The following is a 14811-nucleotide window of genomic DNA, read 5'->3' on the forward strand; positions in this document are numbered from 1 at the left end:
CATCCAGAGAGGAGCCGGTGCCGCCGTGATGGCCGAGTCGAACCGGCGCGGGGTGCCGGACGCCACGGTCGGCCGGCTCCCGGGCTACCTCCAGGCCCTCACCACGGTCGCCGAGCAGGGGCATACCTCCATCTCCAGCGAGGAGATCGCCGCGCTCGCGGGCGTGCGCTCGGCCCAGGTGCGCAAGGATCTGTCCCACCTCGGCTCCTACGGCGTCAGAGGGGTGGGCTACGACGTCTCCCGACTGGTCGAGCAGGTCTCCGCCGAGCTCGGGCTGAGCCAGGACTGGCCCGTCGTCATCGTCGGGATGGGCAACCTCGGCCGTGCCCTCGCGAGCTACGAGGGTCTGGCGACCCGTGGCTTCCACGTCGTCGCGCTCGCCGACAACGACCCCGATGTCGTGGGCAGCCACGTGGAGGGTATGCCCGTGCAGCCGCTCGCCCAGCTGCGCACCGGCGGGCCCGTGTCCGTGGGGGTCATCACGACGCCGCCCGAGGCGGCCCAGGAGGTGGCCGACGTGCTCGTCGAGCTCGGCGTGCACTCGGTCCTCAGCTTCGCCCCGGTCGTGCTCCAGGTACCGCCCGACGTCGACGTGCGCCGGGTCGACCTGGCGACCGAGCTGCAGATCCTCACCTTCCACCAGCACCAGCGGGAGGTCGCCGTGTCCGGCACACCGGTGGAGGGGGTCTCGTGAGCGTCCTCGTCGTGGGCCTGTCCCACCGCACCGCACCGATCGACCTGCTCGAGCAGGCCGTCCTCGACACCGACGGTTCCCGGCAGCTGGCCACCGGCCTGCGGGCGGGTGACCACGTCCACGAGGCGCTGGTGCTCTCCACCTGCAACCGGCTCGAGGTGGTCGTGGAGGCAGGGACCTTCCACGGGGCGCTCGAGGAGATCGGGGCCGCGCTGGGAGGGTTGACCGGGCTCACCCGCGACCAGCTCACCGACCACCTCTTCGTCCACTACGACGACCGCGCCGTGGCCCACCTCTTCGAGCTCGCCTGCGGGCTGGACTCCCTGGCCATCGGCGAGAGCCAGGTCCTGGGGCAGCTGCGCGAGGCCCTCGCCCTGGCGCAGCGGCACGGGCACCTGGGCCCGTCGCTCAACCCGCTCGTGCAGCAGGCGCTGCGCGTGGGCAAGCGGGCACACGCCGAGACGGGCATCGACGAGGTCTCCCGCTCGCTGGTCGGCCTCGGCCTGGACCAGGCCGCGTCTGTCCTTCCCGACCTCACCGAGGCGCGCACGGTCGTCGTGGGGGCAGGGGCCATGTCCGGCCTCGCCGTCGCGACCCTCGCGCGGCACGGGGTGCACGACCTCACCGTCGTGAACCGGACCCGCGACCGTGCCGACCGGCTGGCCTCGACCCACGGTGCCCGGAGCCTGCCCTGGTCCGACCTGGCCGCTGCCGTGGGCTGCGCCGATCTCGTCCTCACCTGCACCGGTGCTGTCGGGCACGTCCTGGACGGTCCCGCCCTCGCGCGTGCCCGCAGCGAGGCTGGACGGGCCGGGTCGCCGCTCGCGCTGGTCGACCTCGCGCTCCCGCGCGACGTCGACCCGGCCGTGTCCCGGCTGCGCGGGGTCCACCTCTGGGGTCTCGCCGAGCTGCACCAGGCCGCGGGCCTGGCGGGGGCGGGCGACGCCGGGTCCGCGACCGAGCCGGCCGCCGTCACGGCGGTCCGGGGCCTGGTCGCGACCGAGGTCGCGACCTACCTCACCGAGCGGCACGCCGCGCGGCTCGGCCCCACGCTGGCGGCCCTGCGCACCTCCGCGGGCCGCGTGGTCGACGCGGAGATGACGCGGCTGGACCAGCGCCTGCCGCACCTGCCGGACGACGAGCGCGCCGAGGTGCGCCAGACCGTCCAGCGGGTCGTGGACAAGCTGCTGCACACGCCCACGACACGCGTCAAGCAGCTCCACTCCGGTGTCGAGGAGGTCCCGGCCGACTACGCCCACGCCCTGCGTGAGCTCTTCGACCTGGACAGCCGTGAGGTCGCGGCCCTGTCCAGCCCGCCGCTCGGCGTGGTCGAGAAGGCTGCCGAGCAGCGCGGGGAGGGGGACCGGGCCGATGGCTGACACCCCGTCCCTGACGCCGACCCGGCCGCTGCGGCTGGGCACCCGGCGCAGCGCTCTCGCCACCAGCCAGTCCACCTGGGTGGCCGACCGGCTGCGTGCCGCGGGGCACGAGGTGGAGCTCGTCCTGGTGACCACGGAGGGAGACACCTCGGCGCGCAGCCTGCGCGAGATCGGCGGCACCGGCGTCTTCGCCTCGGCGCTGCGCACCGCCCTGCTGGAGGAGCGGATCGACCTGGCCGTGCACTCGCTCAAGGACCTGCCGACGGCGCCCGCCGACGGTCTCGTCGTGGCAGCCGTCCCGGCGCGGGAGGACCCCCGTGACGTGCTGGTCGCGAGGGACGGGCTGACCCTGGACGAGCTCCCGAGCGGTGCGGTCGTCGGCACCGGGTCCCCGCGCCGCGCGGCCCAGCTGCGCCTGGCCCGCCCCGACCTCGAGGTCCGCGACATCCGCGGCAACGTCGACTCGCGCATCCGGATGGTCGACGACGGCGTCCTCGACGCCGTCGTCCTGGCCCGGGCCGGGCTCGCGCGGCTGGACCGCCTCGACGACGCCACCGAGGTGCTCGCCACCGACGTGGTGCTCCCCGCGGCCGGCCAGGGCGCCCTCGCGGTGGAGTGCCGTGCCGAGGACACCGAGCTGACCCGAGGCCTCGCCGACCTGCTGGAGCACCCGCCCACCCGGGCCGCCGTCACCGCCGAGCGGGCCGCGCTGGCCCGGCTCGAGGCGGGCTGCACCGCACCGGTCGGCGCGCTCGCGCAGACCTCTCGCGACGGCATATCCGGCGACGGCCCCGCCACCACCCTCACCCTTCACGTGTTCGCCGCCCTGCAGGACGGGGCGCGCACGCACGTGCTGACCGGCGCGCAGGACGCGCCGGACGACCTCGCGCCCGCGCCGCCGAGCTGCTGTTGAACCGTCCCGACCCGGCCGGCCTCGTAGCCGTCTCCGGGTCATACGAACCGGAGTCCGACCTGTGAGCACCGACGCCGCCCCCGTCCACCTGACCCCCGTCCCCAGCGCCGCCGCGCGCGTCGCCTTCGTCGGCGCCGGGCCCGGCGACCCGGGCCTGCTCACCGTCCGCGCCCGCGACTACCTCGCGGTCGCCGACGTCGTCGTGGTGGACTCGGCCCACCGTGAGGAGGACGTGCGCGCCTGGGTGCGGGAGGACGCCGAGATCGTCCGCACCGTCCGCGGCGAGGACGGTCCGGCACTCACCCCGTCGGCCCGCGCCAAGCTGCTCGTGCGCACCGCCTCGAAGTTCGACGACGCCACCCACCTCGTCGTCCGGCTCATGCCCGACGACTCCTCCGGCGGCACGATGGCCGACGAGGCGCGCGCCTGCCACGAGGCCGGGGTCTCCTTCGAGATCGTCCCGGGGGTCAGCGCGGCCTGGGCCGTGCCGGCGTATGCCGGGATGCTCCCGGACGGCGACGGCGGGCAGGTCCACGTCGTCAGCGCGGCCGACACCGCCGTGGACTGGTCGCACTCGGTCGACGACGAGGTCACCGTCGTGGTCCTCGGCGACCGCGACCGGCTGCACCGCGCGCTGCGGCACCTGGCCGACGCCGGGCGGGGCGGCGAGACCCCCACGGCCCTGACCGGCAGGGGCACCACCAACACCCAGCAGACCAGGGTCACCACCCTGCAGCAGTCCCTGGACAGCCCCGAGGAGCTGGACGGCGTGAGCCTCGCCGTCGTCGGTCGACCGGTGCAGCTGCGGGCCGAGCTGTCCTGGTGGGAGTCCAAGCCGCTCTTCGGCTGGTCGATCCTGGTGCCGCGCACCAAGGAGCAGTCCGGGCCGATGACCGACCGCATCGCCGGCTACGGCGCCACGTCCTCGGTCGTCCCGACGATCAGCGTGGAGAAGCCCCGCACCCCGCAGCAGATGGACCGGGCGGTCAAGGGCCTGGTGACCGGTCGCTACGAGTGGATCGGCTTCACCTCCGTCAATGCGGTCAAGGCCGTGCGGGAGAAGTTCGAGGCGCTGGGGCTCGACGCCCGGGCCTTCGCCGGGCTCAAGCTCGCCGCTGTCGGGGGAGTCACCGCCGAGGCGCTGCGCGACTGGGGCCTGGAGCCGGACCTCGTGCCGGACGGTGAGCAGTCCGCGCGCGGGCTGCTGGAGTCCTGGCCCCCCTTCGACGAGGTGCTGGACCCGATCAACCGGGTCTTCCTGCCGCGGGCCGACATCGCCACCGACACCCTCGTGGCCGGGCTGCAGGAGATGGGCTGGGAGGTCGACGACGTGACGGCCTACCGCACCGTGCGGGCAGCCCCGCCGGCCGCGGAGATCCGGGAGGCGATCAAGGGCGGCGCCTTCGACGCCGTCTGCTTCACCTCCTCCTCCACGGTGCGCAACCTCGTCGGCATCGCGGGCAAGCCGCACCCGGGCACGGTCGTGGCCTGCATCGGCCCGGCCACGGCCAAGGCGGCCGAGGAGCACGGCCTGCGGGTCGACGTGGTCGCCCCCGAGCCGAGCGCGACGAACCTCGTCGACGCCCTGGCCGAGCACGCCCGCTCGCTCCTGGCCCAGGCGCAGGCGGAGGGCGAGGAGTTCGTGCGACCGAGCCGGCGCGCACCGGCGGCGCGGCGCCCCCGGTCGCGGCGGTGACGGCATACCCGGGACCGCCCGAGCGCCCGCGTCGGCTGCGCGGCACGCCCGCCCTGCGGCGGCTGGTGTCGCAGACGCGGCTTCATCCGGCCGAGCTGGTGCTCCCGGTCTTCGTCCGTGACGGCATCACCGGGCCCGAGCCGATCGGCTCGATGCCCGGCGTCGTGCAGCACACCCCGACCAGCCTGGTCGCGGCGGCGCGCGAGGCGGTCGAGGCCGGCGTCGGGGGGATCATGGTCTTCGGCGTCCCCCGGGCGCAGGACAAGGACGCGGTCGGCAGCGTGGGGCTCGACCCGGACGGGGTGCTCAACGCCGCCCTGCGCACGCTGCGCACCGAGCTCGGGGACGACACGGTGATCATGAGCGACCTGTGCCTCGACGAGTTCACCGACCACGGCCACTGCGGCCTCGTGGACGACGCGGGTCGGGTCGACAACGACAGCACCCTCGAGGTGTATGCGCGGATGGCGGTGGCGCAGGCGGAGGCCGGGGCACACGTCGTCGGCCCCAGCGGGATGATGGACGGCCAGGTGCGGGTGGTCCGCCAGGCCCTCGACGCGGCCGGTCACCAGGACATCTCCGTGCTCGCCTACACCGCGAAGTACGCCAGCGGCTTCTACGGGCCCTTCCGCGAGGCGGTCGCCTCGACCCTGCAGGGGGACCGCGCGACCTACCAGCAGGACCCGGCCAACCGGACCGAGAGCCTGCGCGAGCTGCGGCTGGACCTGGAGGAGGGCGCGGACATGGTCATGGTCAAACCCGCGCTGCCCTACCTCGACGTCCTCAGCGACGTCGCGGCGCAGTCCGACGTGCCGGTCGCGGCCTACCAGGTCAGCGGGGAGTACGCCATGATCGAGGCGGCCGCCTCGCAGGGCCTGCTCGACCGGGACCGTATGGTGATCGAGACACTGACGTCGATCCGCCGGGCCGGTGCCCAGGTGGTGCTGACCTACTACGCGACGACGGCCGCCCGACTGCTGGGAGGGTGAGATGGTCCGCTGGCTGGATGACGAGGAGCAGCCCGCGTGGCGGTCGATCCTGCGGGCCTCCCACCTCATCCAGCTCGTCATGGAGGAGGCGCTGGACGAGTACGGCGTCTCCCTCGGGGAGTACGAGCTGCTCAGCATGGTCTCCGAGGCGCCGGGCGAGCGCATCAGGATGGCCGAGCTGGCCCACCTCATCGTCCAGTCCCGCAGCCGCGTCAGCCACACCGCCAACCGGTTGGAGAAGCGTGGCTGGGTGCAGCGCGTCCGCACCCCGCAGGACGGCCGGGGGGTCGTGCTGCAGCTCACCGCGACCGGGGCGAAGGAGCTCAGGCGGCTGGCGCCGGTGCACGTGGAGAGCGTGCGTCGAGCCCTCCTGGACCACCTGAGCCGGGAGGAGCTGCTCGAGCACGGGGAGGCGCTGCGCCGCGTCGTGCGGGCGCTCCGGCACCGCGATGACGAGGCCCTCGACGCGGTCTGAGGGCAAGGCCCCGCCCGGACCTCGTGAGCCCCGCACCTACGCTGGTGGCATGAGCACCCAGGCACCGGCATACCCCGACGACGCACCCGCCTCGGCGCAGCTGCTGGCGCGGGCGCAGCAGGTCATCCCCGGCGGCGTGAACTCGCCGGTGCGGGCCTTCCGGTCGGTGGGCGGCACACCCCGGTTCATGGAGCGGGCGCAGGGGCCGTGGCTGTGGGACGCGGACGGACGGCGTTACCTCGACCTGGTCTGCTCCTGGGGCCCGATGATCCTGGGACACGCCCACCCCGAGGTGCGGGAGGCCGCGCTCGAGGCGGCGCAGGGCAGCTTCTCCTTCGGTATGCCCACCGCCCGCGAGATCGCGCTCGCCGAGGAGATCGTGGCCCGCGTGGCACCGGTCGAGCAGGTGCGGCTGGTGAGCTCGGGCACCGAGGCGACCATGAGCGCGATCCGGCTGGCCCGCGGCGCCACCGGGCGGTCGGTCGTCGTGAAGTTCGCCGGCTGCTACCACGGCCACGTCGACGCGCTGCTCGCCGCCGCGGGGTCCGGCGTGGCGACCTTCGGGCTGCCGGACAGCCCCGGGGTGCCCGCCAGCGCCGCCTCCGAGACGATCGTGCTGCCCTACAACGACGTCGCCGCGCTGGAGGCGGCCTTCGCCGAGCGGGGTGAGGAGATCGCCGCGGTCATCACCGAGGCCGCCGCCGGCAACATGGGCGTGGTCCCGCCGGACCCGGGCTTCACCGAGGCGCTGCGCCAGGTGACCCGCGAGCACGGCGCGCTGCTGGTCAGCGACGAGGTGATGACCGGCTTCCGGTGCTCGCGCGGCGGCTGGCTCGGGCTGGAGGGCGTCCCCGAGGGCGGTGCCCCGGACCTCTTCACCTTCGGCAAGGTCATGGGTGGCGGCTTCCCCGCGGCGGCCTTCGGCGGCCGCGCCGACCTCATGGCCCAGCTCGCCCCGGAGGGGCCGGTCTACCAGGCGGGCACCCTGTCGGGGAACCCGGTGGCCGCCGCGGCCGGGCTCGCGACGCTGCAGCGGTGCACCGACGAGGTCTACCAGCGGCTCGACGAGGTGAGCGAGACGCTCGCCGGCGCGGTCACCGACGCCTTCACGCGCCACGGCATACCCCACCGCATCCAGTGGGCGGGCTCGATGTTCAGCGTGTTCTTCCGGGAGGGCGCGGTCCGCTCCTACGACGACGCGAAGGACCAGGACGCCGAGCGCTTCGGCCGGTTCTTCCACGCGATGCTGCGGCGCGGGGTCCATCTGCCGCCGAGCTGCTTCGAGGCGTGGTTCGTCTCCGCGGCGCACGACGACGAGGCGGTCGAGCACGCGGTGCGCGCGATCGAGGAGAGCGCCGCCGAGGTCGGCTGAGCCTTCCCAGGAGGCGCTCAGCGGTCCGTGGGACACTGGGGTCTATGCCAGGAGCCGACGGACTGCCCCCCGAGGAGGGCACGCCGCGTGCCCTCTACGACGGCACCCCGGTCACGCTGGTGCACGTCGTGCGGCACGGCGAGGTGCACAACCCGCAGCGCGTCCTCTACGGTCGGCTGCCGGGGTACCACCTCTCCGACCTCGGCCAGGAGATGGCGCGGGCCACCGCCGAGCACCTCGCCGGCCGGGACGTCACGCACGTCGTCAGCTCGCCGCTGGAGCGGGCGCGGGAGACCGCCGCGCCGATCGCCGCCGCGCACGGGCTGGAGGTCGCCACCGACCCGCTGCTCATCGAGAGCGGCAACGTCTTCGAGGGCGAGACCATCGACCGGCGCATGCTCGCCGACCCCCGCCACTGGGGGGCCTACGTCAACCCTCTCCGGCCCTCGTGGGGCGAGCCCTACGTCGACATCGCCGACCGGATGCGCCGCGCCCTCGACGCGGTGCGGGAGCAGGCGGCGGGTCGCGAGGCGGTGATGGTCAGCCACCAGCTGCCGATCTGGACGCTGCGGCGGGCGCTGGAGGGGCGGCGGCTGTGGCACCACCCGCGTCGCCGCGAGTGCAGCCTGGCCTCGGTGACCACCGTCCTCTTCCACGGACCGCTGCCGGTGCGGGTGATGTATGCCGAGCCCGCCGCGCACCTGCTCGCGGGCGCCGTGGACGTCACCGGTGAGGCGAGCGAGGTGGCGCCGTGAGGCGGGCCGTCCGGGGTGCCGGTGTCGCCGCGGCCCTGGCGCTGGCGCTGGCCGGGTGCAGCGGCGAGGAAGGCACGAGCATCACCGAGCAGATGCGCCAGGGCGACCAGAAGGGCTATGTCGCCGGGGACGGCACGCTGGAGCAGCTCGGCCCTGACGAGCGCGAGGAGCCCGTGGACCTGGCGGGGACGACCCTCGAGGACGAGCAGTGGAGCGTCGAGCAGCAGCGGGGCAAGGTCGTCGTGGTCAACGTGTGGGGCTCCTGGTGCGGCCCGTGCGTGGCGGAGGTCCCGGACCTCGTCGAGGTCGAGACAGCCTTCAACGAGGCGGGTGAGCCGGTGGAGTTCATCGGGCTCAACTCGCGCGACACCGTGCCCAACGCCCTGGCCTTCCAGCGGAAGTACGACGTCCCCTACCCGTCCCTGCAGGACGACGGCGGCCGCACCCGGGCCCAGCTCGGCAGCCTGGCCGTGGCTACCCCGACCACCCTCGTGCTGGACGGCGAGGGACGCCTCGCGGCGCGGGTGAGCGGCGAGGTCGACGCGTCCACCCTCACCGGCATGGTCGAGGACGTCCTGGCCGACGGCACGGTGGCGGACGGCGAGGGAGCCGGCGGGTGAGCGAGCTGGTCCTCACCGGTCCGCTGCTGCTGGCCGTGGGTGTCGCCGCGCTGGCGGGCGTGATCTCCTTCGCCTCGCCGTGCGTGCTCCCCCTGGTGCCGGGCTTCCTCGGCTATCTCGGGGGCATGACGCCCGGTCGGCCCGCGGTCGCCGGTGGAGCGGTCGGCCGTGGCGGGACGGACGCGAGCGCGGGCCGCGGGCGGCTGGTGCTCGGCGCGGTGCTCTTCGTGCTCGGCTTCACGGCCGTCTTCCTGCTCATGAGCGTGGCGATCTCCGGGCTCGGGCTGCTGCTCGTCGAGCACCAGGGTCTGCTGCTCCGCGTCGCCGGGGCCGTGGTGATCCTGCTCGGGCTGGTGATGATCTTCCAGCCCGGTGCCGCCTGGCAGGTGCGCTGGCGCCCGGCCGCGGGCCTCGCCGGGGCACCCCTGTTGGGGGTCGCCTTCGGGCTGGGTTTCACCGCCTGCACCGGCCCGGCGCTCGCCGCGATCCAGACGCTCGGCACCTCGATCCTGCCCGGCGACGGACAGCTCGGGCGCGCAGTGGTGCTGGGCACGGCATACAGCCTCGGCCTGGGGCTGCCCTTCGTCCTCGTCGCCGCCGGGCTGGGCTGGGTGAGCCGCGCTTCCCGCTGGCTGCGTGACCACCACCGCGTCGTCCAGCGGACCGGCGGGACGCTGTTGGTGCTGCTCGGCCTGCTCATGGTGACCGGGGTGTGGGCCGGGCTGACCGCCTGGGTCCAAGCGCACCTCGTCAGCGGCTTCGAGACGGTGCTCTAGATGACGACCGACCAGCGGCAGCGGATCGAGCCGACCTATCCCAAGGACCGGACGGCGCTGGGGGGCCCGCGCCTGGGCCCGCTCGGGTGGGCGAGGTGGGTGTGGCGCCAGCTCACGAGCATGCGCACCGCCCTCGTGCTGCTCCTCCTCCTCGCCGTCGCGGCGGTGCCCGGCTCGGTCTTCCCGCAGCGCGGGGTCGACCCGGTGCGGGTGCGGCAGTACTTCGAGGACTCCCCGACCCGCGCGCAGTGGCTCGACCGGCTCGGGATGTTCGAGGTCTACTCCTCGCCGTGGTTCGCCTCGATCTACCTGCTGCTCATGATCAGCCTCATCGGGTGCGTGTTGCCCCGGATGCGCCAGCACGCGCGGTCGCTGCGGGCGCAGCCGCCACGAGCACCGGCCCGGCTGGGCCGGCTGCCGGTGCACCGGGAGGTGGCGCTGCAGGCCGACCCGGAGACGGTCCTGGCCGCGGCCCGGGCGACCCTGGAGCGCCGACGGTTCCGGCTGCGGCGCGAAGACGACGGTGCGGTGACGGTCTCCGCGGAGAAGGGCTACCTCAAGGAGGCCGGCAACCTGCTCTTCCACATCGCGCTGCTCGGGGTCATCGTCGCGGTCGCGGTGGGGCACCTCTTCGGCTGGCGCGGGGAGATCATCATCAAGGAGGGCGAGTCGTGGACGTCGGGGGCCGGCACCTACGACACCCTCACCCTCGGCCCGCTTGTCGACCAGAGCGACGTCCCGGCCTTCACGGTCCGGCTCGACGACCTCCAGGTGGAGTTCGAGAGCGAGGCGGAGGGAGCGCAGTTCGGCCAGCCCCGCGTCTTCGAGGGGGTCGCCACGATCGAGCAGGACGGGGAGCAACCGCGGCAGCGCGGCTTCGGCGTCAACGACCCGCTCTCGGTCGATGGCACCTCGATGTTCCTCCTCGGCAACGGGTATGCCCCCGTCGTCACCGTCCGGGACCCCGCCGGGGACATCCTCTTCTCCGACGCCGTCACCTTCCTGCCGCAGGACAACACCTACGGCTCGGACGGCGTGATCAAGGTGCCGGCGGCCGACCCCGGGCTGGGCTTCGCCGGCGGCTTCCTGCCGACCATCGACATCAGCGAGCAGGGCATGACCTCCTCCTTCCCCGGCCTCGTGGACCCGGCGCTGGTCCTCACGGCCTACGAGGGCGACCTCTTCCCCGAGGGACGCTCGCAGTCGGTCTTCGCCATCGACACCGAGTCGGTGGAGCAGCTCACCACCGTGGACGAGGAGAGCGGTGAGGAGCAGCCGTTGCGGCTGCTGCTGCGCCCGGGGGAGACCTACGACCTGCCCGACGGCACGACGCTCGCCTTCGAGGACGTCATCCGCTGGGGCGGGATGCTCGTACGGCACGACCCCGGCCGGCTGCCCGCCCTGATGTTCGCCGGCGCCGCGCTGGTCGGGCTCGTCCTCATGCTGGGGGTGCGGCGACGGCGCGTCTTCGTGCGGGTGGCCCCCGGGCCCCCTCCCGGTGACGACTACGACGGGACGTCGCGGCATACTGGAGTGAGCATCGCCGCCCTGCCGAAGGGCACCGACCCCGGGCTCGAGGACCTCGTGGAGGACCTCCTGGAGCAGATCACGACGGCCGCCGGCGCCCGGGTGCCGGACCGACCGACCACCGTGGGTGGACGAGAGGACGAGGAATGACGAACGACAGCCTGGCGCAGGCCAGCGACCTCGCGATCTGGGGCGCGGTGGTGGTGCTGGTCCCGGCGATGCTGGCCTTCCTGGTGCACCTGGCCGCCTCGGGCGCGGCGGTGCAGCGACGGGTCGAGCGGCGTGCGCCGGTGGCCGTCGGTGCCGGTGGAGCTGACCCCGCGGGCGTCGGCCCGGCCGGGGCCGCACCTGTCGACGGAGCCACCGATGCACCGTCGGGCACCGACCGCGGCAGCAGCTCGCGCCGCTGGGGCGTCATCGGGCTGCAGCTGACCTTTCTCGCGACCTTCCTCACCGTCGCCGGCACCGTGCTGCGCGGGGTGTCCGTGGGCCGGGCGCCGCTGGGCAATATGTACGAGTTCGCGCTCGTCACCGCCAGCTTCGCGCTGGTCATCTACTCCGGGTGGAGCCTGCGCAAGGACCGGCTCTGGCTGGGCGCCTTCGTCACCCTGCCGGTGCTGGTCATCCTCGGCGCGGCCAAGGTGGCGTGGTACACCGAGGCCTCCCAGCTCATGCCGGCGCTCAACAGCATCTGGCTGATCATCCACGTGACCATCGCCATCCTGGCCACCGCGCTGTTCACGATCGGGGCGGCGCTCGCGGTGGCCTACCTGCTGCGCGACCGCGCCGAGACCGTGGGGCGCGTGCGCGGATGGATCGCGGCGCTGCCCGAGGCGGGGCGGCTGGAGCGGATCACCTACGGCATCCACATCGTGGCCTTCCCGCTGTGGACCTTCACCCTCATCGCCGGCGCCATCTGGGCCGAGCAGGCCTGGGGGCGTTATTGGGGCTGGGACCCCAAGGAGGTGTGGACCTTCATCATCTGGGTCGTCTACGCCGCCTACCTGCACGCCCGCGCCACGAGCAGCTGGAGCACCCGCCGGGCCACGTGGGTGGCGCTGCTCGGCTTCGGCTGCGTGATCTTCAACTACGTCGGCGTCAACCTGCTCATGACCGGCCTGCACTCCTACTCCGGGGTGGCGACGTGATCGCGGCGCGCTACTCGGTGATGCGTGTGCTGATCTTCGTCGGCTTCTTCGCGTTCTTCCGGCTGCTGCGGCTCGAGGTCATCTGGGCGGCCGTCGCGGCGGCGCTGGTCTCGATGGTCGTGTCCTACTTCCTGCTGGCGCCGGACCGGCAGCGGCTCGCGGCCGGCCTGGAACGCCGGGTGGGTGACCGCGTCGCGCGGCGCCAGGCCAAGGTCGACGCCGAGCGGGTTGACGAGGAGGAGTGAGCGCGTGAGCAGAGGGCGAGGCTGACTGCCCTCACGGGCCGGTCGTGCCGTCCGTCGAGGCTCGGTGGGGGAGTGGGTGGGCCGAGTCCTGGTCGGGGTTCCAGCTCAGGACGACGGCGCGGCTCGCGGCCGCATCCGCGAGCCCTCGCGCCGGATAGCCCTCAGCGACCATGGCGTCCTCGATCGCCCTGGCCAGGCGCACCGGGTCGGGGGTCCCGAGCAACCAGTTGACGAAGATCGTGGACCGCGCGCGGGCACCGGGTGCCACCGGGTCGGTGACCCCGAGCAGACCCGGTATGCCGACCCACCCGCCGTGCGCGCTGTCGATGCCGTTGACGCTCAGCGCTCGGGTGACGAGCAAGCCGGTGCGGAAGTGCGGTGAGGAGGCGGGGGTGTCGTGCCGACGCCCCAGCAGGCCCGCACGCTCGACGACCCGCACCCGGCCCGGGTCGACCGTCGACCAGGGGACGACGTAACGGGTGCGGCCACGCCAGCCGAGCAGCAACCCCTTCTCGCAGACCCGGTGACGGTCCACGGCCCCCGCGATGACGAGCACCAGTCCGCTGGCCCCGATGCAGATGAGGAGGGTCACGGTGAGTCCCCAGCCCACCTCGCCCGGGATCAGCAGGGGAAGGAGGGAGAGCAGCATCAGGCCGAGCAGGAACAACCACATCCGCGCCCCGGGCCACGGGCGGAAGGTCTGCCGCACCGCACCCATGTCCTCGGCGTCCAGGTCGGCAAGAGCGAGCAGCTGATCCACCTGGACCGGGTCGTCGGGGTCGGTGATGCGGAAGAAGGGCCGCGCGGTCACGGTGCTCCCAGGGCCTGGGCCCAGTGCTGCTCCACCTCGTCGGCGCCGACACCGCGATAGCTCACCTCGTCGCGCTCCTGAGGGCTGGTCGAGAGGTACGACGCCCGAGCACCGGTGTAGACCCCCGAGTAGCTCCGGACGGCTTCCTCGGCGATGTCGATGCGGGTGATCGTGACAGCCACGGCGCACGCCACCACCGGCTCCAGCTCCGCAGGGTGCTGCGCGAGGGCCTCGCGGGTCAGCGTGAGGCCGAAGGATGGTGCGGGTACCTGCTGGGCGCGGCGAGCGCGCTCTCGGCAGCGCCCCCGACCAGCCCGGAGCCTGCGGCACCCGCAGCACGGCCACCGACCCTCGCGATGGCGACGGCATCGGCGGCCAGGTCGCTCGACAACGTCGTCAGTCTGCTGGACGCCTGGCGCATCTGAGCCGGATGGCCCCCTGCGAATCCCACGGTAAGTCGCCTCCCCCGTGTCGTGATCACCACCCAGCCTAGTCGTCGCCTCCGCGGGCTGGTGAGGCGACCTCCCCTTCAGGAGAGCGCGAGACCCAGGGCGAGGGCGACGGCATACCCGAGCTGCAGCAGACCGGTCTGCACCAGAGCCGGCAGCAGGGCGGGGCCGTAGGCGTCGCTGGTGACCAGCCGGGTGGGGCGCCAGGCGAGCGGTGCCGCGAGCAGCCCCAGCAGCGCCCAGGGGTGCGCGATCGCCGCCAGCCCGACCGCGAGGAAGGCACCGACGACGAGCCCGAGGTAGAGCCGGCGGGTGCGGCGGAAGCCCATCCGGACCGCGAGCGTGCGCTTGCCCGCGGCCCGGTCGCCCTCCAGGTCCCGCAGGTTGTTGGTGACCAGGATCGCGCTGGCGAGGAAACCGCAGCCGAGCGCCCCGCCGAGCGCCCCGAGGTCGAGCGTCTGGGCCTGGGTCCACGTGGTGCCGAGCACGGCGACGAGGCCGAAGAAGACGAAGACCATGACCTCGCCCCAGCCGCGGTAGCCGTAGGGGTTGTCGCCGCCGGTGTAGTGCCACGCCGCCCACAGGCAGGCCAGCCCCAGCGCGAGCAGCAGCCAGGCGCCGGACAGCGCGACCAGGGCGAAGCCGGCCAGCCCCGCGCCGAAGAAGGCGGCGAAGGCGGCGGTCCGGACGTTGGCCGGCTCCGCGAGCCGCTGCCCGACGAGCCGCACCGGCCCGACCCGCTCCTCGTCGGTGCCACGGATGCCGTCGGAGTAGTCGTTGGCGTAGTTGACGCCGACCTGGAAGCCGAGGGCCACGCAGAGGGCGAGCACGGCATACCCCAGGTCGGCGCTGCCGAGTGCGTGCGCCGCGGCCGTGCCGACGAGCACGGGAGCGACGGCGGCGGGGAGCGTGCGCGGGCGCGCCCCCTCGATCCACTGGGCGAGGGATGCCATGTGGGTATG

At 74.0% G+C, this 14811-nt stretch carries 16 protein-coding genes; 13 read left to right on the forward strand and 3 right to left on the reverse strand.

The window, feature by feature from the left end; translation table 11 throughout:
* The first annotated feature begins 28 nt into the window (after positions 1–28).
* The 13 genes from BJF86_RS04375 (at position 29) to BJF86_RS04435 (ending at position 12589) form a co-directional block, all read left to right on the forward strand.
* Positions 29–694, forward strand: a complete 666-nt coding sequence (locus BJF86_RS04375) for a redox-sensing transcriptional repressor Rex (RefSeq protein WP_075817125.1) — start codon at positions 29–31, stop codon at positions 692–694.
* On the forward strand, positions 691–2073 hold the full coding sequence (locus BJF86_RS04380) for a glutamyl-tRNA reductase (RefSeq protein WP_075817126.1): 1383 nt from the start codon (positions 691–693) through the stop codon (positions 2071–2073). Before BJF86_RS04375 ends, BJF86_RS04380 begins: the two co-directional genes overlap by 4 nt.
* Positions 2066–2986: a hydroxymethylbilane synthase gene (gene hemC / locus BJF86_RS04385; RefSeq protein ID WP_083652710.1), complete on the forward strand. Its 921-nt coding sequence runs from the start codon at positions 2066–2068 to the stop codon at positions 2984–2986. The genes BJF86_RS04380 and hemC overlap by 8 nt, the downstream gene beginning before the upstream one ends.
* A 61-nt stretch (positions 2987–3047) precedes the next feature.
* Positions 3048–4682 carry a uroporphyrinogen-III synthase gene (locus BJF86_RS04390; protein ID WP_075817127.1) on the forward strand — a complete coding sequence of 545 codons (1635 nt, stop codon included), beginning with the start codon at positions 3048–3050 and terminating at the stop codon, positions 4680–4682.
* Positions 4679–5671, forward strand: a complete 993-nt coding sequence (hemB, locus tag BJF86_RS04395) for a porphobilinogen synthase (RefSeq protein WP_022925504.1) — start codon at positions 4679–4681, stop codon at positions 5669–5671. Before BJF86_RS04390 ends, hemB begins: the two co-directional genes overlap by 4 nt.
* Before the next feature lies 1 nt (position 5672).
* Positions 5673–6146 (forward strand): MarR family winged helix-turn-helix transcriptional regulator, encoded by a 474-nt coding sequence (locus tag BJF86_RS04400; RefSeq protein ID WP_075817128.1) that lies wholly within the window; start codon positions 5673–5675, stop codon positions 6144–6146.
* 49 nt (positions 6147–6195) lie between these two features.
* Complete coding sequence (gene hemL / locus BJF86_RS04405; protein WP_075817129.1) at positions 6196–7518, forward strand: glutamate-1-semialdehyde 2,1-aminomutase; 1323 nt, start codon at positions 6196–6198, stop codon at positions 7516–7518.
* 44 nt (positions 7519–7562) lie between these two features.
* Positions 7563–8273, forward strand: a complete 711-nt coding sequence (locus BJF86_RS04410; RefSeq protein ID WP_083652711.1) for a histidine phosphatase family protein — start codon at positions 7563–7565, stop codon at positions 8271–8273.
* Positions 8270–8893: a TlpA family protein disulfide reductase gene (locus BJF86_RS04415; RefSeq protein ID WP_075817130.1), complete on the forward strand. Its 624-nt coding sequence runs from the start codon at positions 8270–8272 to the stop codon at positions 8891–8893. The genes BJF86_RS04410 and BJF86_RS04415 overlap by 4 nt, the downstream gene beginning before the upstream one ends.
* Entirely contained in the window at positions 8890–9669 is a 780-nt protein-coding gene (locus BJF86_RS04420; RefSeq protein WP_075817131.1) for a cytochrome c biogenesis CcdA family protein, read from the forward strand. Before BJF86_RS04415 ends, BJF86_RS04420 begins: the two co-directional genes overlap by 4 nt.
* Positions 9670–11346, forward strand: coding sequence for a cytochrome c biogenesis protein ResB (locus BJF86_RS04425; protein WP_075817132.1), 1677 nt, complete (start codon positions 9670–9672; stop codon positions 11344–11346). It abuts the gene before it with no gap.
* Positions 11343–12344 (forward strand): c-type cytochrome biogenesis protein CcsB, encoded by a 1002-nt coding sequence (gene ccsB, locus BJF86_RS04430; RefSeq protein WP_075817133.1) that lies wholly within the window; start codon positions 11343–11345, stop codon positions 12342–12344. Before BJF86_RS04425 ends, ccsB begins: the two co-directional genes overlap by 4 nt.
* Entirely contained in the window at positions 12341–12589 is a 249-nt protein-coding gene (locus tag BJF86_RS04435; RefSeq protein ID WP_075817134.1) for a DUF4229 domain-containing protein, read from the forward strand. The genes ccsB and BJF86_RS04435 overlap by 4 nt, the downstream gene beginning before the upstream one ends.
* Before the next feature lie 31 nt (positions 12590–12620).
* Here BJF86_RS04435 and BJF86_RS04440 read toward each other — a convergent pair whose 3' ends face one another.
* The 3 genes from BJF86_RS04440 to BJF86_RS04450 form a co-directional block, all read right to left on the reverse strand.
* Positions 12621–13400, reverse strand: a complete 780-nt coding sequence (locus tag BJF86_RS04440) for a hypothetical protein (protein WP_075817135.1) — start codon at positions 13398–13400, stop codon at positions 12621–12623.
* Complete coding sequence (locus BJF86_RS04445) at positions 13397–13582, reverse strand: hypothetical protein (RefSeq protein ID WP_143553685.1); 186 nt, start codon at positions 13580–13582, stop codon at positions 13397–13399. Before BJF86_RS04445 ends, BJF86_RS04440 begins: the two co-directional genes overlap by 4 nt.
* Before the next feature lie 347 nt (positions 13583–13929).
* Positions 13930–14802 (reverse strand): 1,4-dihydroxy-2-naphthoate polyprenyltransferase, encoded by an 873-nt coding sequence (locus tag BJF86_RS04450; RefSeq protein WP_022925515.1) that lies wholly within the window; start codon positions 14800–14802, stop codon positions 13930–13932.
* Positions 14803–14811 lie beyond the last annotated feature (9 nt).

Source organism: Serinicoccus sp. CNJ-927 (genome assembly GCF_001942435.1).
Taxonomy (GTDB): domain Bacteria; phylum Actinomycetota; class Actinomycetes; order Actinomycetales; family Dermatophilaceae; genus Ornithinicoccus; species Ornithinicoccus marinus.